At 74.9% G+C, this 22363-nt stretch carries 11 protein-coding genes; 6 read left to right on the forward strand and 5 right to left on the reverse strand.

Translation table 11 applies throughout. The annotated features are described in order from the left end of the window. Nucleotides 1-11: 11 nt before the first annotated feature. From ABT369_RS10760 to ABT369_RS10770, 3 genes are all read right to left on the reverse strand, one after another. Nucleotides 12-965, reverse strand: coding sequence for an NAD-dependent epimerase/dehydratase family protein (locus tag ABT369_RS10760; protein ID WP_350611514.1), 954 nt, complete (start codon nt 963-965; stop codon nt 12-14). Further along, the gene (locus ABT369_RS10765; RefSeq protein ID WP_350611515.1) at nt 962-1999 is read right to left on the reverse strand and encodes a glycosyltransferase family 4 protein; all 1038 of its coding nucleotides are present in this window, start codon (nt 1997-1999) and stop codon (nt 962-964) included. Before ABT369_RS10765 ends, ABT369_RS10760 begins: the two co-directional genes overlap by 4 nt. 70 nt (nt 2000-2069) lie before the next feature. Next, on the reverse strand, nt 2070-3134 hold the full coding sequence (locus ABT369_RS10770) for a glycosyltransferase family 4 protein (RefSeq protein WP_350611516.1): 1065 nt from the start codon (nt 3132-3134) through the stop codon (nt 2070-2072). 244 nt (nt 3135-3378) lie between these two features. On the opposite strand from ABT369_RS10770, the gene ABT369_RS10775 reads away from it, so the two are divergent. Then, nucleotides 3379-4632: an NAD(P)/FAD-dependent oxidoreductase gene (locus ABT369_RS10775; RefSeq protein ID WP_350611517.1), complete on the forward strand. Its 1254-nt coding sequence runs from the start codon at nt 3379-3381 to the stop codon at nt 4630-4632. Between the two features lie 12 nt (nt 4633-4644). Here the strand turns inward: ABT369_RS10775 and ABT369_RS10780 are convergent, their stop codons facing one another. Next, nucleotides 4645-5853 (reverse strand): cytochrome P450, encoded by a 1209-nt coding sequence (locus ABT369_RS10780; RefSeq protein ID WP_350611518.1) that lies wholly within the window; start codon nt 5851-5853, stop codon nt 4645-4647. 187 nt (nt 5854-6040) lie between these two features. Between ABT369_RS10780 and ABT369_RS10785 the strand changes: the two genes are divergently transcribed. Genes ABT369_RS10785 through ABT369_RS10805 form a run of 5 tightly spaced genes read left to right on the forward strand, consistent with a single transcriptional unit; the run spans nt 6041 to nt 20969 of the window. Continuing rightward, a complete protein-coding gene (locus tag ABT369_RS10785) occupies nt 6041-12541 on the forward strand; it encodes a non-ribosomal peptide synthetase (protein ID WP_350611519.1) in 6501 nt (2166 codons plus the stop codon). Further along, nucleotides 12538-18012 carry a non-ribosomal peptide synthetase gene (locus tag ABT369_RS10790; RefSeq protein WP_350611520.1) on the forward strand — a complete coding sequence of 1825 codons (5475 nt, stop codon included), beginning with the start codon at nt 12538-12540 and terminating at the stop codon, nt 18010-18012. Before ABT369_RS10785 ends, ABT369_RS10790 begins: the two co-directional genes overlap by 4 nt. After that, on the forward strand, nt 18005-19123 hold the full coding sequence (locus tag ABT369_RS10795; RefSeq protein WP_350611521.1) for a saccharopine dehydrogenase NADP-binding domain-containing protein: 1119 nt from the start codon (nt 18005-18007) through the stop codon (nt 19121-19123). Before ABT369_RS10790 ends, ABT369_RS10795 begins: the two co-directional genes overlap by 8 nt. Continuing rightward, nucleotides 19120-20205, forward strand: a complete 1086-nt coding sequence (locus ABT369_RS10800) for a Gfo/Idh/MocA family oxidoreductase (protein WP_350611522.1) — start codon at nt 19120-19122, stop codon at nt 20203-20205. Before ABT369_RS10795 ends, ABT369_RS10800 begins: the two co-directional genes overlap by 4 nt. Further along, nucleotides 20202-20969 (forward strand): thioesterase II family protein, encoded by a 768-nt coding sequence (locus ABT369_RS10805; protein ID WP_350611523.1) that lies wholly within the window; start codon nt 20202-20204, stop codon nt 20967-20969. The genes ABT369_RS10800 and ABT369_RS10805 overlap by 4 nt, the downstream gene beginning before the upstream one ends. Here ABT369_RS10805 and ABT369_RS10810 read toward each other — a convergent pair. Further along, nucleotides 20927-22219 (reverse strand): condensation domain-containing protein, encoded by a 1293-nt coding sequence (locus ABT369_RS10810; protein WP_350611524.1) that lies wholly within the window; start codon nt 22217-22219, stop codon nt 20927-20929. The genes ABT369_RS10805 and ABT369_RS10810 overlap by 43 nt on opposite strands. Nucleotides 22220-22363: the final 144 nt, after the last annotated feature.

The raw sequence follows: 22363 nt of genomic DNA on the forward strand, positions 1-22363 counted from the left end.
CGGCGCGGTGCTCACCATGCGAGCGCACCGATCCGCTGAGCCGGCAGCCGGGGTCGCCGCAGCACCTCGCCGACCGCGGCGGGCAGGCCGGTCGAGGCCCGCCAGCCGAGCAGCTCCCGGGTCTGCGTGCAGTCACTGACCAGGACCGGCCGGTCGCTGGGGCGCAGCCGGTCGGCGTCGGTGACCACCGGCAGCGGCTTGCCCGTGGCCTCCCGCACCAGATCGAGCAGCGCGGTGCCGGTCGTGCCGACCTCGGAGCCGACGTTCACGGTGACCGCGGTGCCGGGGTGCTCGAGCCCGGCCAGCCCGACCAGGGCCGCGCAGACGTCGTCCACGTACACGTAGTCGCGGGCGGTGCCGAGGTCGCCGGCGGTCACGACGTCGCCGTCGAGGGCCTGCGCGGCCAGCGACGGCAGCAGGTGCGGGTTGCGGTCGTCGGGGCCGACGACGTTGAACAGCCGGGCGATGCCGACGGAGGCGCCGGTGTCCCGCGCGTGGGTGCGGGCCAGATGCTCGGCGAAGAGCTTGGTATGGCCGTAGACGTCGGTGGGCACGGCCGGGCTGTCGATCGTGTGCGGCTGTTCGCTGGGCTCGTACACCGCCGCCGACGAGGCCACGACGACGCGGGGGACCCCGGCCGCCGCGCAGGCCCGCATGACCGCCCGGGTGCCCTTGACGTTGACGTCGACGCACGCGTCCGGCCAGCGCTCGCAGTCGGGGATGTAGTGCATGGCGGCCAGGTGGAACACCGTGTCCGGGCGGAACCCCTCGAGCACCTCGGCGATCGCGATGGCGTCGCGGACGTCCTCGCGGGCATAGCCGGCTTCCCATGGCTGCTGGCCGCCGAGCTCGTCGGCGACGTCGATGACGAGCGGCTGCGCGCCGGCGGCCGAGAGCCGGCGCGCCAGCCGGGCGCCGATGAACCCGCGGCCCCCGGTCACGGCGACCCTCGCCCCGACCGTCACCGCCGCACCCCGGCGAGGACCTCGGACTCGAGCGCGGCCAGCGCCCGGTCGGTCATGCGGTCGGCGCTGAACTCCTCCTCGTAGCGCGCCCGGCAGCTGGCCGGCGCGATGCGGTCCAACGACCGGCAGCCGCGGACCAGGTCCTCCTCGCCGTCGCCGACGAAGCCGGTCACCTCGTGCCGGACGATCTCGGCGTTGCCGCCGCGGTCCAGGGCGAGGCACGGCGTGCCGGCCGCGTGCGCCTCGATCAGCGACACGCTGCACGCCTCCCAGTCCGACGGGTGCATCAGCCCGCGGGCATCGGCGAGCAGGTCCAGCTTCTCGGCGTCGGTGATCTCGCCGAGGTACTCCGCCTCCGATCCCAGCAACGGCTGCACGACCGTGCGGAAGTAGTCCTGGTCGGCCGGGGCGACACGGCCGGCGAGCCGGATCGGCAGCCCGCCGCGCCGCGCCGCGCGGATGGCCACGTCGGGGCGTTTGGCCGGGGTGATGCGGCCCAGGAAGAGCAGGAAGTCGCGCTTGTGCTCGCGGTAGGTCACCGCGTCGCCGGGGATGCCGTTGGGGACGTGCCCCGCCCACCGCACGCCGGGGCCGGCCGCCTCGACCTGGTGCCGGGCGATGCTGATGAACGCGGTGTGCCGGTAGTGCTCCAGCATCCGGTGCGTGACCGGCAGGTGCATCCGTCCGTGCCAGGTCGTCACGACCGGCGTGCGCAGGGCGAGCGTGGCGGGCAGGAACGCGTAGCCGGCGTGCGAGTTGATGACGTCGAACTCGTCCTGCGCCGCGACGACCTGGGCCATCTGGGTGTTGTTGACCCACCACGACTCGCCGGCGTGACCGGGGTCGTGCAGCAGCGCCCGTTCGGTGCACGGCACCAGCCGGGCGCGGGTCTGCGAGTCACCCGAGGCGAACAGGGTCACGTCGTGGCCTCGCTCGACGAGGGTGTCGGCAAGGTACGCGACGATCCGCTCGACCGCGCCGTAGCGGATGGGTGGCGTGCGTTCCAGTGGCTGGACAACGAGACCGATGCGCATGATCGTGAAGCCTCCCGGGGTTCGAGGTCGTCCGGTGTGTGCTGGTCGGGTCGGCGGGTGTGGCTCGCGATCAGGCGGCCGTGTCGAGCAGGGACTCGTACACCCGCACATACCGGTCGGTCATCCGACCGGGCGTGAAGTGGTCGCGGACCCGCTGCAGGCAGTCCGCGGGGCGCAGCGTGTCGAGCCGGGCGACCGCCTCGCTCATGGCGTCGGCGTCTGCGGCCAGGAAGCCGCTGCGGCCCGGTTCGACGATCTCCGGCAGTGCGCCCCTGTCGCTGGCGATCACCGGGGTACCGCAGGCCAGTGCCTCGATCGCGACCAGCCCGAACGGCTCCGCCCACTGCGCGGGGAACAGCAGCGCCCGGGCCCGGGACAGGAACTCGTTGCGCTGCGCCGGGCCGATCTCGCCGATGTACTCGACCTGCCCGTCGAGCTCCGGCCGGATGCGCTCCTCGAAGTACCGCAGACCGGCGCCGGCCCGGTCGGCCCGGCCGGCGATCCGCAGCGGCAGCCCCGTGCGCCGGGCGACCTCGATCGCGATGTGCACCCCCTTGTCCGGCACGAGCCGGCCGAGGAATGCGAGGTACTTGTCCTTCGTCTCGCGATAGGTGTGGTCCTGCGGGTCGACGGCGTTGGCGATGGTCGCGCACACCTTCAGCCCCCGCAGCAGGGCCCGCTGGTGCTCGCTGATCGCGTTGAACCACAGGTGCCCGAAGCCGTTGAGGATGTCGTACACCGGCCGGGTGGCAGCGTCGACGCCCTGGTGCACCGTGCGGAGGATCGGCCGTCGCGGTCCCCGCTCGTTGAGCACCGCGCCCACGATCCCGCCGGAGAGCAGCCCGGCGTTGTCGTGGATGACGTCGTACCGATCACGGCCGATCGCCTCGTAGGCGTGCTGGACGTGCCGAGCCTCCACGACGCTGTGCCGCGAGCCGTGCAGGTGCTCCTCCTGCTCCTGGGCGTAGAGGGCGTGCACCGGTACCGGCGCGGTGCTCGATCCGGCGGCGAACAGGCCGACCTCGTGGCCGCGCCGGTCGAGTTCCCGGGCCAGCAGCGCGAGGTGAGTCTCGATGCCGCCGTGGGTCCGGGGCGGCACGGCGAACCAGGGCGGCGCGATGAGGGCGATGCGCACAGGCGGCCTCCGATGGCTTCGATGAACGGCGAAGGGCGAAGGGCGGACCACGGACAGACCGATCTCGCGATCGTCGGTGGTCGATCGATCTTGATCGTAACGCGCCGGGACCGCGGCGAGTGATGCGCGATGTGACGCGGTCATGCGCATCCGTCGGGCGGTCCTCCCCGCCGCGCACCGGGGACCCTTAGCGTCCGTCGGCAAGGCGGTCGCGGGAACCGCGGACACCCGGAGGAGCAGCGACATGAGGACACCGGTAGCGATCGTCGGCGGTGGGCCCGCGGGCTCGGCCATCGCCATCAACCTGGCGAAGCGGGGCATCTCCTCGGTCATCATCGAGCGGGACACCCACCCGCGGTTCCACATTGGAGAGTCACTCACCGGCGAGAGCGGGGAGCTGCTGCGCGAGCTGGGTGTCGAGGAGGATCTGGCCGCGCTGAACCCGCCGGTCAAGCACGGAATCCGGGTCTACGGGCCATCGGCTCGGCACGAGTTCTGGGTGCCGATCCGCCGCCGTGACGAGGACGGCCTGCACGACTCGACGAGCTGGCAGGTGCGCCGGTCCACCTTCGACCGGTTCCTCTTCGACCGTGCCACCGCGCTCGGCGCCACGGTGGTCCAGGGCAGGGCCGTGCGCCCGATCGTGGACGACGCCGGCACCGTCCGCGGGGTCCGGGTCGCGCTCACCGCCGGCGGCACCGTCGACGTGCACAGCGACGTGCTCGTCGACGCCTCCGGCCAGAAGACGTTCCTGGCGAACCTCGGCTTCACCGGCCGCAAGGAGACCGGCGGCTACGCCCGGCAGATGGCGGTCTACTCGCACTTCACGGGCGCGGTGCGCGACGGTGAGCAGTGGGGCAACACGCTGACGTTCTTTCGGCAGAAGTACCACTGGTGCTGGTTCATTCCGCTGGACGAGGAGACCACCAGCATCGGCTTCGTCGTGCCCACCTCGTACTTCCAGGAGCGCGGCGAATCGCCGGTGGAGTTCATGCGCCGGGAGCTTCGCGAGTTCAACACCGAGCTGGCCCGGCGGGTGGCGGACGTGGAGATGGTCGAGGACGTCCACGTGACGGCGAACTACTCCTACACGGTGGATCGGTTCTGCGGCCCCGGCTGGGTCTGCCTCGGCGACGCCCACCGGTTCATCGACCCGCTGTTCAGCTACGGCGTGAACATCACCCTGGCCGAGGCGCGCCGCCTGGCCGAGGACGTCCAGCGGCTGCTCGCCGACGGCGCCGCGGAACCGGACCGGCCGTTCCGGGAGTTCGAGGAGTGGTCCAACCGCGGGGCCGCGGTCGCACAGATGATGCTCGACGGGTTCTGGGAGACCACGTTCGCCTTCGGCCTGCTGGTGCGCACGCACAACGACGGGATCGTCGACCTGTTCTCCGGCCGGCTCTGGATGGACGACAACCCCGCGGTCGCGGAGCTGGAGGCGGCGCTGACCCGCCGCCGGACGTCCGAAGCACCGGCCGCCGCCGTGGCGACCGGCTGACGCGGCGAGGCCCTACGCGGCCCGGACCGCGACGGGGACGCCGGCCAGGCCGCGGAACGTGGCGTCCCGGCGCCGCACCGCCGGCCCGGCCGGCTCGATCGCGGCGAACCGGGCGAGCAGGTGCTCGAACACCACCCGGCCCTCGGCGCGGGCGAGCACGGCGCCCAGACAGTGATGCGGGCCGCCGCCGAACGACACGTGCGGGTTGGGACTGCGCCCCACGTCCAGCCGGTCGGGGTCGGCGAAGCGGTGCTCGTCCCGGTTGGCCGAGCCGAGCAGCAGCACCAGCACCCGGCCGGCGCGGATCGTGCGCCCGCCGACGTCCACCGGTTCGCGGACCAGCCGGGCGGTCAGCTGGATCGGGGCGTCGTAGCGCAGGAACTCCTCCACCGCGGTGCCGACCAGTGTCCGGTCGCCGCGCAGGCGAGCCCACTGATCCGGGTGGCTCAGCAGCGCCGCGCACCCGGTGGCGATCAGGTTGACCGTCGTCTCGAAGCCGGCGAAGAAGAGGAACACCGCGTTGTCGACGATCTCCTCGCGGGTCAGCGTCTCGCCGTCGGCCTCGGCCGCCAGCAACGTCGACAGCAGGTCCTCGCGGGGCACACGGCGCCGCTCGTCGAGCAGCGAGCCGACGTAGTCCCGCAGCCACACGACCGCCGCGTCGACGGTGGCGCGCTGGTGCGCCGGCACGACGCTCGCGAAGCCGAGGCACAGGTCGACGGCCTTCGGCCGGACCAGATCCCGGTCCGCGGCCGGGATGCCGAGCAGCTCGCAGACCACCGTCACCGGCAGGGGAAAGGCCAGATCGGCGACGGCGTCGAACCGGCCGCGCTCGGCGAGCGGACCGAGGAGGCCGGCGGTCACGCGGGCGATCTGCCGCTCCATCCGCTGGACGAGCCGCGGGCTGAACGCGGCGCCCATGAGCCGGCGCAGCCGCGTGTGCGCGGGCGGGTCGCGGTCGAGGATGATGCGCTCGAAGAAGTCCCGGGCCGGCCCGGTGCCGTTGGAGAACTCGTGGTACTCGGGCGGGTACTCGGTGCCGAGCCGCCGGTCGCGCAGCAACGCGGCCACGTCCGCGTGGCGCGACACCACCCACTGGCCGACGCCTCCCCGGGCGAGCGGCCCGGCTCGCCGCAGCTCGGCATAGCGGGGATAGGGATCCGCGAGCACCGCCGGATCGGCGGCGTCGAAGGTGGGCAGGCGCAGGGATCCGGTCTCCATGCGGCCGAGTCTGTGACCGGCGCCGCGGAACCGGCAAGGCGAACCGGGACAACGGCATAAGCGGTACCGCATCCGGCCGGTATTCGCGCTGTGGAGCGCTTATGCCGAAGGCGACCGGCGCGTTGTGCCGGCCCGCCCGGATGTCTTCTCTTCGGGTGTGGGCAATTCACGGCGCGAAGGACGGTCGATGGAGACTGGTGGAATCCGAGCCGGCACACCCACCGGCGCACCGACGGGACAGTCATTGCGGCGTGCGGTCGCCGAGCTGCTGGACGAGCCGGCCGACGCCATCGATGCCGAGGACGACCTGATCAGGCTCGGCCTCGACTCGGTCCGGATGATGCGCCTCGCCGCCGTGCTGCGGCAGGCCGGTGCCGACGTCACGTTCGCCGACATGCTCGAGCGGCCGACGCTGGCGGCGTGGGCCGCGCTGCTCGGCACGGAGCCCGGGCCGCCGGAGCCCGCGGCCGGCGACGCCGCCGCTGCCGACGACGACGCCGCGGGGGAGCCGTTCGAGCTGGCCCCGATGCAGCACGCCTACTGGGTCGGCCGCGCGGAGGGCCAGCCGCTCGGCGGCGTCGGCGCGCACTTCTACAACGAGTTCGACGGCCGCGACCTGGACCCGGACCGGCTGGCGGCGGCCGGGCAGGCGCTGATGCGGCGGCACGCGATGCTGCGGGCCCGGTTCACCGACGACGGCCGGCAGGTGATCGACCCGGTCGGCGCGTGGCCCGGCCCGCGCGTGCACGACCTGCGCCACCGCCCGGCCGAGGAGGTCGAGCGGGAACTGCACGCCCGCCGGCAGGCGCTGTCGCACCGGCGGCTGGACGTCGACGCCGGCGAGGTGTTCGACATCCAGCTGACGCTGCTGCCGGGCGGCCGGTGCCGGACCCACGTCAACATCGAGATGCTCGTGGCGGACGCGTACAGCTTCCGGATCCTGCTGTCGGACCTCGCCGCGCTGTACCGCGACCCGGAGCCGGCGCTGCCCCCGATCGCGTACGACTTCCGCCGTTACGTCGCCGAGCGGGCCGGCTCCCGCGGTGCCGCCGCCGAGCGCGACCGGGACTGGTGGCGCGCGCGGCTGGACGACCTGCCCGGCCCCCCGGAGCTGCCCTTCGCCGTGGCGCCCGAGCGCATCGGCCGGCCGCGGGTGACGCGGCGCTACCACCGGCTCGAACCGGCGGAATGGGAGGCGCTCGCCGCCGGCGCCCGCGCGCACGGCACCACCCTCGCGATGGTGTTCGTCACCGCGTACGCGGAGGTGCTCGGCCGCTGGTCGGACCGGCCGCGCTTCCTGCTGAACCTGCCGCTGTACGACCGCGAACCGGTGCACCCGGACGTGGCCCACCTGGTCGGCGACTTCACCAACCTGGCGCTGCTCGCCGTCGACGTGGGCGACGAGCGGCCCTTCGCCGCCCGGGTCAAGCAGATCCAGGGCGAGTTCGCCGCGTGTGCCTCGCACGCGGCCTGCTCCGGCGTCGACGTCCTGCGTGACCTCGCTCGGCGCCACCCCGACCGGCCCGCGTCCGCCCCGGTCGTCTTCACCAGCGCCCTGAGCCTCGGCGAGCTGTTCGACGCCGGTGTGCGCGACTGCTTCGGCGAACCGGTGTGGACGATCTCGCAGACCCCGCAGGTGTGGCTGGACCACCAGGTCACCGAGCGCGAGGGCGGCCTGTACGTCAACTGGGACGCCGTCGACGGGCTCTTCGCCCCGGACGTGCTCGACGACATGTTCGCCGCCTACCTGCGCCTGCTGGCCTGGCTCGGCGCGCCGGACGCGGACTGGAACCGGCCCGCACCGGACCTGCTGCCGCCCCGCCAGCGCACCGTTCGCGGGCGCGTCAACGACACCGCCGGCCCGCTCGCCGAGCGGGGCCTGCACGAGGGATTCTTCGCCGTCGCCGCCGATGATCCCGGCCGGACGGCACTGGCCTGGGGCGACGACCGGACCCTGACCTACGGCGAGCTGGCCGGCCAGGCGCTGCGCGTGGCGGGATGGCTCGCGGCCTGCGGCGTCCGTGTCGGCGAACCGGTCGCGGTGACGCTGCCGAAGGGGCCGCAGCAGGTGATCGCCGTCCTCGGTGTGCTCGCGGCCGGCGGCGTGTACGTCCCCGTCGGCGTGGAGCAACCGGAGGTACGCCGCGAACGCATCCACCGCGGGGCCGGCGTCCGGGTGGTGCTCGACGCCGCAGGGCTCGCCGAGGCGCTCGCGTCGCGCGGCCCGCTGCCGGTCCCGGTGTCCGTGTGGCCGGGCGCGCCCGCCTACATCATCTACACGTCCGGCTCGACGGGCGAGCCGAAGGGCGTCGTGGTGGCGCACCGCGCCGCCGTCAACACCATCGACGCGCTCAACGACCGCTTCGGCGTCGGGCCGCACGACCGGGTGCTCGCCGTGTCGGCGCTCGACTTCGACCTCTCGGTGTACGACATCTTCGGGCTGCTGTCGGCCGGAGGCGGCCTCGTCCTCGTCGACGAGGAGTCGCGCCGCGACGCGGTGGCGTGGTGCCGGCTCGTGCGCCGCCACGGCGTGACCCTGTGGCAGTCGGTGCCCGCGCTGCTGGACATGCTGCTGACGGCGGCCGGCGGCGACGAGCTCGGCGGCCTGCGGCTGGCGCTGCTCGGCGGGGACTGGGTCGGGCTGGACCTGCCCGGCCGCCTCGCCGGGGCCGCCCCGCACGCGCGGCTGGTGGCGCTCGGCGGGACCACGGAGACGGCGATCCACTCCACCGTGCAGGAGGTCGCCGAGGTCCCGCCGCACTGGACGTCCGTCCCCTACGGCGTACCGCTGCGCAACCAGATGTGCCGCGTGGTGGACGAGGCCGGCCGGGACCGCCCCGACCGGGTCGCCGGCGAGCTGTGGATCGGCGGCGAGTCGGTGGCCCAGGAGTACCGCGGCGACCAGGCCCGCACCGCCCGGCAGTTCGTCGTGCACGCGGGCCGCCGCTGGTACCGGACCGGTGATCTGGCCCGCTACCTGCCGGACGGCACCCTCGAGTTCCTTGGCCGTGCCGACCACCAGGTGAAGATCCGCGGGCACCGCATCGAGCTGGGCGAGGTCGAAGGGGCGTTCGCCGAGCACCCGCGAGTGCGCCACGCGGTGGTCGTGGCGGTGCGCGGACCCCGGACCCGGCTCGCGGCGGCCGTCGACGCCGCACCCGGCGCGGCGCCGGCGGACCTCGTGCCGGACCTGACCGCCTTCGTCGCGGCGCGGGTGCCGGCGTTCATGGTGCCGGCGCAGGTCACCCTCGTGGACTCGCTGCCGCTGTCCGGCAACGGGAAGATCGACCGGGCCGCGGTCGCCACCCTGCTCGCCGCGGAGCCCGGCGGCAACCCCGCGGGCGAGCGGGCGAACCCGCCGGCGCCACCGCGAGGACCGGTCGAGGCGACGGTCGCCGAGGCCTGGGCGGCGGTCCTGGACGTGCCCGCGGTCGGCCGCGACGACAGCTTCTTCCAGCTCGGCGGCGACAGCCTGCTCGCCACCCGGATGATCGGCCGGCTGCGCGCGGCCGGCCTCGGCGCCCGGCTCGGCCACCTGTACTCGGCGCCGGTCCTGCGCGACTTCGCCGCCGGGCTGCGGCCGGCCGCGGCGCCTGCCGTCACCACCGGCATCACCGCCGACCCGGCCGGCCGGCACGACCCCTTCCCGGCCACCGAGACCCAGCTGGCGTACTGGCTGGGCCGCTCCGAGGAGCTCGGCGGCGCCGGCACCACCTGGTACCTGGAGTTCGACGCCGAGGATCTCGACCTGCCCCGGCTGGAGCGCGCATGGCAGGCGCTCGTCAACCGGCACGAGATGCTCCGCGTGGTGTTCGACGCCGACGGGCGCCAGCGGATCCTGCCGAAGGTCGACCCGTACACCATCGCCGTGGCCCGGCCGGCGCCCGCCGAAGCCCCCGGCGCCCTGGACCGTCTGCGCCTCGACCTCGCACACGCCGTGCTCGACCCGGTGGCCTGGCCACTGTTCGACATCCGGGCGGTGTGCCACGGCGGGAACCGCACCCGGCTCGGCGTCGCCCTCGACTACCTCGCGTTCGACGCCCTCAGCATCATGACGGTGTACCGCGAATGGGCCGCGCTGTACCGCGATCCGGACGCCGTGCTGCCCGAGCCCGGCCTGTCGTTCCGCGACTACGTGCTCGGCGCGCATCCGGACCCACAGCGCACGGCCGTCGACCAGCAGTACTGGTCGCAGCGGATTCCGGACCTGCCCGCGGGCCCGCAGCTGCCGTTGCGGACCGACCCGGCGACGTTGCGCCGGCCGCGATTCGCGCGCCGCGAGACGACCTTGACCCCGCAGCGCTGGCACACGATCGGCGAGCTGGCCCGGCGCTTCGACCTGACCGCGTCAACGGTGCTCGCGACCGCCTACGCCGAGGTGCTGGCCGCCTGGAGCGGGCAGTCACGGTTCAGCCTCGTCTTCACCGTCTTCGACCGTGCCGACGTGCACCCGGACATCGGCGGGGTCGTCGGCGACTTCACCTCGCTGCTGCTCGTCGACTTCGACACGGCGGGCGGCGGCGGCTTCCTGGGCGCCGCCCGGCTCGCGCAGCGCCGCGTCTTCGACGCCATCGAGCACCGCGGCGTCTCCGCCCTGCCGGTGCTGCGCGAGATGGCCCGGCGATCCGGGTCCGGGCAGGTCGCGGTGCCGGTCGTGTTCACCAGTACGCTCGGTGTCGGGCCCGGCGCGGCCGCGCTCGAGCCGCCGTTCGACGCGCCGGTGTCCGGGCTGTCGCAGACCCCGCAGGTCTGGCTGGACCACCAGGTGACCCGGCGTGCGGACGGCGGGGTGACGCTGACCTGGGACGCGGTCGAGGAGCTGTTCCCGCCCGGCGTGCTGGACGACATGTTCGACGCGTACGGCCGCCTGCTCGACCGGCTCGCCGAACCGGGCGCGGACTGGTCCGCACCGGTGCCCGCGCTGTTGCCGCCGGAGCAGGCGCGCGTGCGCGCCGCCGTGAACGCGACCGACGCCCCGCAGAGCGGCCGCCGCCTGCATGACGGCTTCTTCGCCCGGGTCGCCGAGGACCCCGGCCGGATCGCGCTGGCCTGGGGTGCCGATCACACGATGACGTACGGCGAGCTGTCCGACCGGGCGCTGCGCGTGGCGGGATGGCTCGCCGGTCGCGGCGTCGGCGGCGGCGAACCGGTCGCGGTGACGTTGCCGAAGGGCCCTGACCAGGTTGCCGGCGTGCTCGGCGTCCTGGCCGCCGGGGGTGCCTATGTGCCGGTGGGTGCCGACCAGCCGGTGCGACGCCGTGACCGGATCCGCGAGGCCAGCGCCGCCCGCCTGAGCCTGGACCAGGACACGATCGCCGCCGCGCTGCTCGCGGATCCGCTGCCCGGACCGGTGGACGGCCCCGACGACCGGCTCGCGTACGTCATCTTCACCTCGGGCTCGACCGGGGAGCCGAAGGGCGTGGAGCTGACCCACCGGGCCGCGATGAACACCGTCGAGGACGTCAACGAACGCTACGGCGTCGGACCGGACGACCGGGTCCTCGCCGTGTCCGCGCTCGACTTCGACCTGTCCGTCTACGACCTCTTCGGGCTGCTGTCGGCGGGGGGTGCGGTGGTGCTCCTCGGTGAGGACGGCCGCCGCGACCCGGACCGGTGGCTGGAGCTGATGGCCCGGCACCGGGTCACCGTGTGGAACAGCGTGCCGGCCCTGCTCGACATGCTGCTGCTCGCCGCCGGCGACCGCCGGGAGGGTGCGCTGCGGCTCGCCCTGGTGTCCGGCGACTGGGTCGGGCTCGACCTGCCGGAGCGGCTGGGCCGGCACAGCGGGGGCCGCTGCCGGCTGGTCGCTCTCGGCGGCGCCACCGAGGCCGCGATCTGGTCCAACGCCTGCGACGTGGGCGAAGTACCGGCGCACTGGACGTCGATCCCGTACGGCCTGCCGCTGCGCAACCAGCGCTACCGGGTGGCCGACGAGGAGGGCCGGGACTGCCCCGACTGGGTCGCCGGCGAGCTGTGGATCGGCGGAGCGGGCGTCGCGCTCGGCTACCGCGGCGACCCGGCACGCACCGCCGCCCGGTTCGTCGAGCACGGCGGGACGCGGTGGTACCGCACCGGGGACCTGGGCCGGTACTGGCCCGACGGCACGCTGGAGTTCCTCGGCCGCACCGACAACCAGGTGAAGATCGGCGGGCACCGGGTGGAACTGGGCGAGATCGAGGCGGCCCTGCGCGCGGACCCGGCCGTCGAGCACGCGGTCGCCGTGGCCGTCGGCGAGCGGGTCCGCCGTCTCGCCGCGGCGGTGGTGCCGGTCGGCCAGGCCCCGAGCGAGGCGATGCTCCGCGCCGGCCTCGCCACCCGCGTCCCGGCCTACATGGTGCCCGAGCACATCGTCGTCCTCGATGCCCTGCCGCTGAGCCCGAACGGCAAGGTCGACCGGGCGGCGGTCGGCGCCCTCGCCGTACGACACCCTGGACCGGCATCGTCGCCGCCGGACGGCCCCGTCGAACAGGCGGTCTCGGAACTGTGGCGTTCGCTGCTGGAGCTCGATCGCGTCGGCCGGGACCAGAACTTCTTCGTCCTCGGCGGGGACAGCCTGCTCGCCACCCGGCTCGTGCAGGCGTTGCGGGACCGGTTCGGGGTGGCGCTGTCGCTGCCGCAGTTGTTCGCCATGACGACCGTCGCCGACCAGGCGCGGCACATCACGCAGATGGAGGAGGGCGAGCTGTGAGCCCCACCGACCTCATCGCCGACCTGGAGCGCCTGGGTGTACGGCTGTGGGCCGAGGACGGCCGGCTGCGGTACCGCGCGCCGCAGGGCGTGCTGACCGAGGACCGCCGGGCACTGCTGCGTGCGCACCGCTCCGAGCTGCTGCGCACACTGTCCACGGAGGACGGCGATGGTGCCGCGGCGGTCGAGCCGGCGCCCGAGTCGCGGCACGAGCCGTTCCCGCTCACCGACGTGCAGGCCGCATACCTGCTCGGCCGGCGGGAAACCTTCGACTACGGCGGCGTGGCCTGCCACGGGTACGGCGAGCTGGCCTACTCCGAACTGGACCCCGACCGGCTCGCGGCGGCCTGGCGGCAGGTGATTCGCCGGCACGACATGCTGCGCGCGGTGGTCGACCGGGGCGGTTCCCAGCGGGTGCTGCCCGACGTGCCGGAGTACCGCATCGCCGTGCTCGACGTGCGGCAGTCCGAACCCGCGGCAGCCGAAGCCGCGGCCGCCGGCGTGCGCGCCGAGCTCGACCACAAGGTCTACGACCCGGGCCGCTGGCCGCTGTTCGAGCTGCGCGTGACCCGCATGCCCGGCCGCGACCTGCTGCACTTCTCCATCGACTTCCTCATCTGCGACTTCGTCAGCATCGAGATCCTGCTCGACGAGCTGCACCATTGGTACCACCGGCCGGACGACCCCCTGCCGGCCCTGGATGTCACGTTCCGCGACTACCTGGCCGCCGAACGCCGGCAGCGCTCCGGCCCCCGCTACGAGGCCGACCGCGACTACTGGTGGCGCCGCATCGACGAGCTGCCACCCGCCCCCGAGCTGCCGCTGGCGCCGGGCCGCGGCCGGTCCGGCCCGGCCCGGTTCACCCGGTGGCAGGCCACGCTGCCGCCGCAGACGTGGGCGGCGCTGCGCCGGCAGGCGGCCGCGCACGGGGTGACCCCGTCGGGCGCCGTGCTCGCCGCGTACGCCGAGGTGGTCGGCGCCTGGAGCCGGCAGCCCCGGTTCACCCTGAACCTGACCCTGCTCAACCGCATGCCGCTGCACCCGCGCGTCGGCGCCCTGGTCGGGGACTTCACCTCGGTGGACCTGCTCGCCATCGACGCGACTGCCGCCACTGCCGCCACTGCCGCCACGGCCGGTACCGACGGCACCGGCGGTGCCGGGTTCGCCGCCCGCGCCGCGGCCGTGCAGGCGCAGCTCTTCGCGGACCTCGAACACCGGCTGTGCTCCGGTGTCGAGGTGATCCGCGAGATCGCGCGGCGCGGCGGGGCCGAGGCCGCGCTCATGCCGGTCGTGTTCACCAGCGCGATCGGCCTCTCCGGCGAGCGGGACGGTGAGCCTCGCGGGGAGCTGGTCCACGGCAGCAGCCAGACGCCGCAGGTGTGGATCGACTGCCAGAACATCGAGCGCGACGGCGGCCTCGCCACCAGCTGGGACGTGCGGGACGGGGTGCTGCGCGACGGCGTGGCCGCGGACATGTTCGACGCCTACGCGACGCTGCTGCACCGTCTCGCCGACGATCCGCGGGCGTGGGACGAGCCCGCGCCGGTGCCGCTGCCGGCCGCCCAGCGCACCCGCCGCGAGGCGTACCTGGACACCGCCGGGCCGCTGCCCGACCGGCTGCTGCACGAGGATGTCTTCGCCCAGGCCGCCCGGGCACCGCACCGGCCCGCGCTCGTCGCCGGTGGGACCACGCTGACCTACGGCGAGCTGGCCGGGCGGGCCGCCGCCGTCGCGGCCTGGTTGCGCGCCGACGGTACCGAGCCCGGCGACATCGTCGCGATCATCATGGACAAGGGCGTCGAACAGGTGGCCGGCGTGCTCGGCACGCTGCTGGCCGGCGCCGTGTACCTGCCGATCGACACCGGCCAGCCGCCGGCCCGCCGTGACCTGCTGCTGGCCGACGCGGGCGTGCGCCGCGTCCTGGGCCAGTCGTGGGTGCTCGAGTCGGCCGCGCCGTTGCCGGCCGGCGTGGCCGCGGTCGCCGTGGACGGCCTGGCCGCGACCGCCGTGGGCGAACCGCCCGCCACCGGCGTCCGGCCCGACGACCCCGCGTACGTCATCTACACCTCCGGCTCGACCGGGGTACCGAAGGGCGTGGTGATCAGCCACCGCGGCGCGCTGAACACCATCGTCGACGTCACCGCCCGGTTCGCCGTCGGCGCGGACGACCGCGTCCTCGGACTGGCCGGACTCGGGTTCGACCTGTCCGTGTACGACGTGTTCGGCACGCTGGCCGCGGGAGGCGCGCTGGTGCTGCCCGACGCCGACCGCCGCGGCGACCCGTCGCACTGGGCCGACCTGCTGGCCCGGCACGGCGTCACCGTGTGGAACTCGGTGCCGGCGCAGCTGCAGATGCTCCACGACTACCTGGCCGCGGTTCCCGGCGTCGGCGCCGGGCCGCTGCGGCTGGCGCTGCTGTCCGGTGACTGGATCCCGGTGCCGCTGCCCGACCGTATCCGTGCCCGCGTGCCCGGCCTGCGCGTGGTGAGCCTCGGCGGTGCGACCGAGGCGTCGATCTGGTCCATCTACCACCCGGTCGAGCAGGTCGACCCCGGCTGGGCCAGCATCCCGTACGGCCGCCCGCTCACCAACCAGACCGTGCACGTGCTCGACCACCGGCTGCGGGAGCGGCCCGAGTGGGTGCCGGGCGAGCTGTACATCGGGGGTGCCGGCGTGGCGCTGGGCTACCTGGGCGACGAGACGCTGACCGCCGCCCGGTTCATCACCCACCCGGCGACCGGCGAGCGGCTCTACCGCACCGGCGACCTCGGCCGCCAGCTGCCCGGCGGCGACATCGAGTTCCTCGGCCGCGAGGACACACAGGTGAAGGTGCGCGGCCACCGCATCGAGCTGGCCGAGGTGGAGAGTGCCCTACTGGCGCATCCCGCGGTCGGCAATGCCGCGGCGCTCGTCGACGGCGCGGAGCCGATGCAACGCCGGCTCGCCGCCGCGGTCGAGGCGGCACCCCGCGACGGCGCGGCCGACCGCGACCGGGCGCTCGCCGAGCGCCTGCACGCGGACGCGGCGGCGGCCGCCGGCGAGGTGTGCGCCGGCGTCGACACCGCGCGGCTGGCCGCCTTCGCGCGGCAGCTGGACGAGACCGCGATGCGGGCCATGCTGTACACGCTGCGGGAGCAGGGCCTGTTCGCCACCGACAGACGCGCGCCCACCGGCGAGTGCGCGCACACCGCCGACGAGATCATGGCCCGCGCGCGCGTGGCCGACAAGCATCACCGCCTCATCCGGCGCTGGCTGCGCGGGCTCACCGAGCACGGCTTCCTCGCCCGGGACGACGACGGCCGGTACCGGCAGCTGCGGACGGTCACCGCCGAGGACGTCGCCGAGGCGTGGCGGAGCACCGAGCGGATGCAGCGCGAGGTGCGCCACGGCGCGGAGCTCATCCGGTACTTCCGGGTCGCCACCGAGCACCTCCCGGAGCTGATGCGCGGCGAACTGGACCCGGTCCGGCTGCTGTTCCCCGAGGGCCGCCTGGACATCCACGAGTCCGCGTACAACGACAACACGCTCAGCCGCTACCTCAACCAGGTCGTGGTCGCCGCCTGCCGCGGCATCGCCCGGCACGCGCACCCCGAGGGGCGCCCCCTGCGGCTGCTGGAGGTCGGCGCCGGCGTCGGCGGCACCAGCATCGACCTGATCCCGGCGCTGGCCGGGCTCGACGTCGACTACCTGTTCACCGACGTGTCGCAGTTCTTCCTCAACAAGGCCGCCGAGCGCTTCGCCGAGTTCCCCTGGGTGCGCTACGGCCTGTTCGACCTCAATGCCGACCCGCGCGCGCAGCAGCACCAGCCCAACTCGTTCGACGTCATCGTCTGCGCCAACGTCATGCACTACGCCCGGCACGCCGGCCATGCCCTGGCGCGCCTGCGCGAGCTGCTGACGGCGGGCGGATCGCTGGTCTTCATCGAGACGACGAAGGACAACTACCAGATCCTCACGTCGATGGAGTTCCTGTTCGACGCGACGAACAACGACTTCGACGACGTGCGCCGCGGCCGCGACGACACGTTCATCGCCCGGGCGGACTGGCTGGACCTGCTCGCCGAGGCCGGCGGGAGCACGGCGTTGTGCCTGCCGGAGGCGGACGATCCGCTGGCCGAGGTGGGCATGTTCGCCTTCGTCGCCCGGTTCAAGAGCGACCGGCAGCCGCTCGACGCCGCCGAGCTCACGGGCCACCTGCGTGCCCGGCTGCCGGAGCACATGGTGCCCGGCCGGCTCGAGGTCCTCGACGCGCTGCCGCTGACCGCCAACGGCAAGGTCGACCGGCGGGCGCTCGCCGGCCTGCTGGGCCGGCCCGACGCGAGCGCGGCGGCGACCACGACGGCGGGCGCCCAGCCGCTGGATGACCTCGAGCGGCGCCTCGCCCAGGTGTGGGCCGAGGTGCTGGCCGTCGCCGAGGTCGGCCGGGACCAGGACTTCTTCTCCCTCGGCGGCGACAGCCTGCTGGCCGCGCAGCTCGTCACGCGGCTGATCGAGCAGGTGCCGGAGGCGGCCGACGCGTTCTTCGACAGCCTGCTGCGGGTGGTGCTGGAGGCCGCCAGCGTCGGCTCGCTCGCCGACCACCTGCGCAAGCCCCAGGACGGCCCCGCGGCTCCGGACTCCGCCGGGTCGCCCGTGGTGGAGCTGCGCTCGCCGCCCGCGGATCGGCCGGTCGTGCTCGTCCACGGCCCGCAGGGGACGCTGGAGGGCTACGGCGAGGCCGCCGGGGCCGGGGACCTCGGCGTGGTGCTGTCGGACCCGCAGTCCTACGTCGCCGCCGCGCCGGACCGGCTGATCGAGCGGGTCGCCGGGGCGTACGCGCACCGGCTGCGGGCCGAAGGTCATGACGCGGTCCAGCTCGTCGGCTGCCGGCTCGGCGCGGTCCTCGCCGTCGAGATGGCCCGGCAGCTGGCCGAGGCCGGCGGGGAGGTGACCGGCGTGACCGTCATCGCCGGCTATCCGCCGCCGTACGTCGTGGAGGACGAGCTGCTCACCGAGTACCTCTACGCACTCGAGCTGGGCGTCGATCCGGCCGAGCTCGGCTACCCGTCGGCCGGCGAGGTGGCCGCGCAGATCGCCGCCGCTCGCGGGCGGAACCCGGTGCTGGTCCCGGACGGGTCGCTGGCCTGCGGCGAGCTCGGCGAGGTCAGCCAGGCCGACCGGCTCGGCGCGCTGGCCGAGGCCGTGGCCGCGCTCGGCACCGCCAACCCCGGCGAGGTCGCCGAACGGTTCCCGGTGTTCCGGCAGGCAGTGCGAGCGACGGGCCGGCACGAGGTGATGCCGTACTTCGGCGACATCACCCTGCTGCGGCCGTCCGGCGAGGAACCGGCGGCCCTGGCGGACATGACCGCCTTCTGGCAGGAGGTGTGCCTCGGCGAGCTTCGGGTCGTCGACATCCCCGGCACCGCGGCGGACTGCCTCGCCGGGCCGCGGGCCGCGGCCGTGGCCGAGCTGATCGGGGACGGCCGTGGCTGAGCCGCTGGTCGGTGTCGTCGGCGGCTACGGCGCGGTCGGCGCGGCGCTCGCCCGGCAGCTGTACGACCGGGGCGGGGCACGGCTGCGGATCGGCGGCCGCGACCCGCACGCGGCGGCGGCGCTCGTCGACAAACAGCTCGAGGGCCGGGGCGAGGCGGCGGCGGTCGACGCCTACGACCCCGGCAGCCTCGCCGCGTTCTGCGCCGGATGCGCCGTCGTCGTCAACTGCGCCGGTCCGTCGTACCGGGTGCTGGACCGCGTCGCCGTGGCCGCCCTGGCCGCCGGCGCCCACTACGTCGATCCCGGGGGCGACCTGCCCGTACGGGACCTGCTCACCGCGGCCGGCACCGGCGACCGGGCCGCCGTCCTCAACGCGGGCCTCATGCCCGGCCTGACCGCGCTGCTGCCGCTCGGGCTGGCCCGCGCCGGGTCCGGCCGCGTCGCGCGGCTCACCGCGTACGCCGGGCTGGTGGACCGGATGACCCCGGCCGGCGCCGCGGAGTACCTGCTGAGCCTGGGCGGCGGGCACGGCGAGCCGCTGGCCGCGTGGCGCGGTGGCCGCCGGGTCTCGCGGGCGTTGGAACCGCTGACCGGCGTCGAGGTGCCGTTCTACCCCGGCCGGGTGGCCGTGCATCCCTTCCTCAGCGGCGAGACCGAGTGGCTCGCCGCCACGCTCGGTGCGGACGACGTCGACTGGTACAACGTGTTCGACGGCGGCGGCAACGTGGTGGCCGCGCTGAGCCGGCTGCGTCCGGCCATGCTCGGCGCCGGCGACCTCGAGTCGGCGGCCCGGGAACTGGCCGAGGCCGCCGCGCTGGATCTCTTCGGCCGCGACCCGTACCAGCTGTTCGTGTTCGAGATCGCCGACGCCGTGGGGCGCCGGGTCCTGGTGCTGCGGACCGAGGACACCTACGAGGCCACCGCGCTGCTGGCGGCGCAGGCCACCGTCGACGCGCTCGCGGGGCGGCTCCCGGCAGGCGTCCACCTCGCCGCGGAGGTCGTTGCCTACGCGCCGGTCGCCGCCGCGCTGCGGGCACATCCGACGGTTCGCGTGTTCGAGGTCATCGACGCGGGCCTGGACGGCGCCGCCGCGGACGAGGGGGAGCTGTGAGCCGGCCGCGCGTGCTCGTCTGCGGCACCGACTTCGGCCGCATCTACCTCGCCGCGCTGGCCGCGCCCGACGCGGGCTTCGAGCTCGCCGGCATCCTCGCCCGCGGCGGGGCCCGCTCGGTGGAGTGCGCCGCGCACTACGGTGTGCCGCTCTACACCACCGTGGCGCAGGTGCCGTCCGACGTCGAGATCGCCTGCGTCGTCGTCGGCGGCGCGGTCACGGGCGGCCCGGGCGCCGAGCTCGCCTCGGCGCTGCTGGCACGGGGCATCCACGTGCTGCAGGAGCACCCGCTGCACCACGACGAGCTGGCCGGGTGCCTGCGCACGGCGCACCGGCACGGCGTCGTCCACCATCTCAACACGCACTACGTCCACGTCGCGCCGGTGCGCCGGTTCGTCGCCGCGGCCCGGGCCCTGCTCGCCCGCCAGCGGCCGCTCTTCGTGGACGCGATGGTGGCGGTGCAGGTGACGTACACCCTGTGGGACATCCTCGGCCGAGCGCTGGGCTCCGTGCGGCCCTGGTCGTTCACCGGCCCGCAGCCGGCCGGGCCCGAGGCCGCCTTCCGCAGCCTGGACGGCACCCTCGCCGGCGTGCCGCTGACGCTGCGGGTGCAGCAGGAGATGGACCCGTCGCAGCCGGACAACTTCGCCCACCTGTTCCACCGGATCACCATCGGCACCGAGGGCGGCCATCTCACGCTCGTCAACACCCACGGCCCGGTGCTGTGGTCACCGCGCCCGCACATGCCCGCCGACGCCGCCTCCGTCGTCGCGTTCGAGGACTCCGCCGCGGGCCATCTCGACTTCGCCAGCACCGCACCACTCGGGCCCGCCGAGGCGCCCAGCTACCGCGAGGTGCTGGCGCGACTCTGGCCCGACGCGGTGCGGCACGCGCTGCGGGAGCTGGCCGCGGATCTGCCCGACCCGGCGGCCGCCCGGCGGCGCGGCCAGTACCATCTGGCGCTGTGCCGGCTCACCGCGGACGTGAACGCCCGCCTCGGCCCGCCCGCTATGCGTCGCCATCCCGCCTCGCCGCAGGTGCTGCCGGCGGCCGCGCTGGCCGTCGCCGAGGACACGGCATGAGCGGCGAATGGGGTCTGTGGTTGCGGGCGTTCCGGCCCCGTCCGCATGCCGCGATGCGCCTGGTGTGCCTGCCGCATGCCGGCGGCGCCGCGAGTTTCTACCGTCCCTGGCAGGCCGACCTGCCGCCGGAGATCGAGCTGCTGGGGGTGCAGTACCCGGGCCGCGGTGACCGGTTCGGCGAGCCGCACGCCGAGGCGCTCACCGCCATGGCGGCCAGGATCGCCGGCGCGCTGACGGAGCGCCTGGACCGTCCGTTCGCGCTCTTCGGGCACAGCCTGGGCGCCGCGGTGGCGTTCGAGGTGGCCCGTCAGGTGCAGGACCGGGCCGGCGGCCTGCTGCTCGCCCTGTTCGTCTCCGGCCGGGCGGCACCGGCCGATCCGGGCCTGCGCCACCGCGAGCCGGACGAGGTGCTCTGGGGCGAGCTGGCCCGCCTGGGCGGCACGAGCCCCGAGCTCGTGCACTGCGACGAGCTCAGGGGGCTGGTGCTGCCGACGCTGCGGGCCGACTACCGGCTGAGCGAGACGTACGGCCCCGCGCCGCGCCCGGCGGTGCGCTGTCCCGTGGTGCTCTGCGTCGGCGAGGCCGACCCGGAGGCGCCGGTCGCGGCGGTGCGGGAGGGCTGGCTCGACGGCATCCGCGGCGAGCCGACGCTGCGGGTGTACCCCGGCGATCACTTCTACCTGGTGCCGCACCGGGCGCGGGTGGCCGCCGACGTCTGCCGTCAGCTCGGCCTGGCCGCCGTCGGCTGGCCCTCGACGCCGTAGCCGGGACCGCCCACGCGGGCGGCCACCTCGGCCGCGATGTCGGCATAGCCGGTGGTCAGGGCGGCGGCGACGTCGGGGGCGAGGCCGGCGTGGAACAGCAGCACCTGGATGCCCTGCTGGCGCGGCACCAGGGCGAACTCGGCCCGGAACCGGGTGGCGACGCCGTCGGGGACGTACGCCTCGACCCAGGCCCCGGGAACCCGCCGCCGCTCGGCCGGCTCGGCGAGCATCTGGAACACCAGGTCGTCCGGCCGGCCGGCGCCGCGCTGCGGGTCCAGCGGCAGCAGGTGGTACGGCAGCTCCTGGTGGATGAACGCGTCGCGCACCGTGCCGTGGGTCCGGCGCAGCAGCTCGGCGAAGTCCTCGCCGGGCACGGTCGTGCGCAGCAGCACCAGGTTCGCCAGGAAGCCGACCACCTGCCCGTGCTCGGGCCGCACCCGGTTCGCGAACACGGAGGACACCGTCAGGTCGGCCTGGCCCGTGATCCGGTACAGCGTCGCGTAGAACAGCGCCAGCATCACCGTGAACAGGGTGGTGCGCTCCTGCCGGCCGAGCGCCCGCAGCCGCCGCACGACGTCCTCCGGGATGTCGGCGGCGACGGTGGCGCTGCCGCCGGCCGGCGGGCCGTCCCCGTCCGCGGCGGCGGGCAGGACGGGTGGGCGGGCACCGGCGAGCTTCGCCCTCCAGTACGCGGCGTGCCGCGCCATCCCGCCGCCCTCGCGTTCGCGCTGCCAGTCCGCGAAGTCGCGGTACTGGCAGACGACCGGCTCCGGCGTTCCCCCCTCGTACAGCTGCCAGAGTTCGCGGAAGAGCACCGCACACGACCACGCGTCGGTGACGAGGTGGTGGGCGTTGATACAGATCAGCCAGGCCTCGTCGCCGGTGCGCCACACCGTCACCCGCACCGGCCAGCGGGTCGGGTCGATCCGGGTGGCCAGTTCGCCGGCGAGCGCCCGGCGCAGCGCGGCGGCCGGGTCGGCCGCCGCGCGGAGGTCGACGACCACGGGCTCGACCGGCCGCGGCGGATTGATCAGCTGGGTCAGGAGCGGCCCGCGGCCGGTGAACGTCGTGCGCAGGCTCTCGTGCCGGGCGGTCAGCGCGGTGAGCGCCGAGCCCAGCGCGGCAACGTCGAGCTCGCCGGTGACACGGCACAGGGTCGGACAGTTGAGCGCGCCGTCGGCCCCCCGGTTCCGGTCGAGTATCCACAGTAGACGCTGGCCGGTCGAGGCCCGGCTCGTGGAGGGCTCCATGCCTCGCAATCTAGTTGCGTCGATGCCTGTCGGGTACTGCGATTGTCGGCTATCGTCGGGTCCCTTCGGGTATAGGGGGCAGTTATGACGTTTGCGCCGGCGGGTCATGCGCATACGGCCGCAGCGCTTGCCACCCGGTTGTTT

The organism is Dactylosporangium sp. NPDC000244 (assembly GCF_040300725.1).
Lineage (GTDB): Bacteria > Actinomycetota > Actinomycetes > Mycobacteriales > Micromonosporaceae > Dactylosporangium.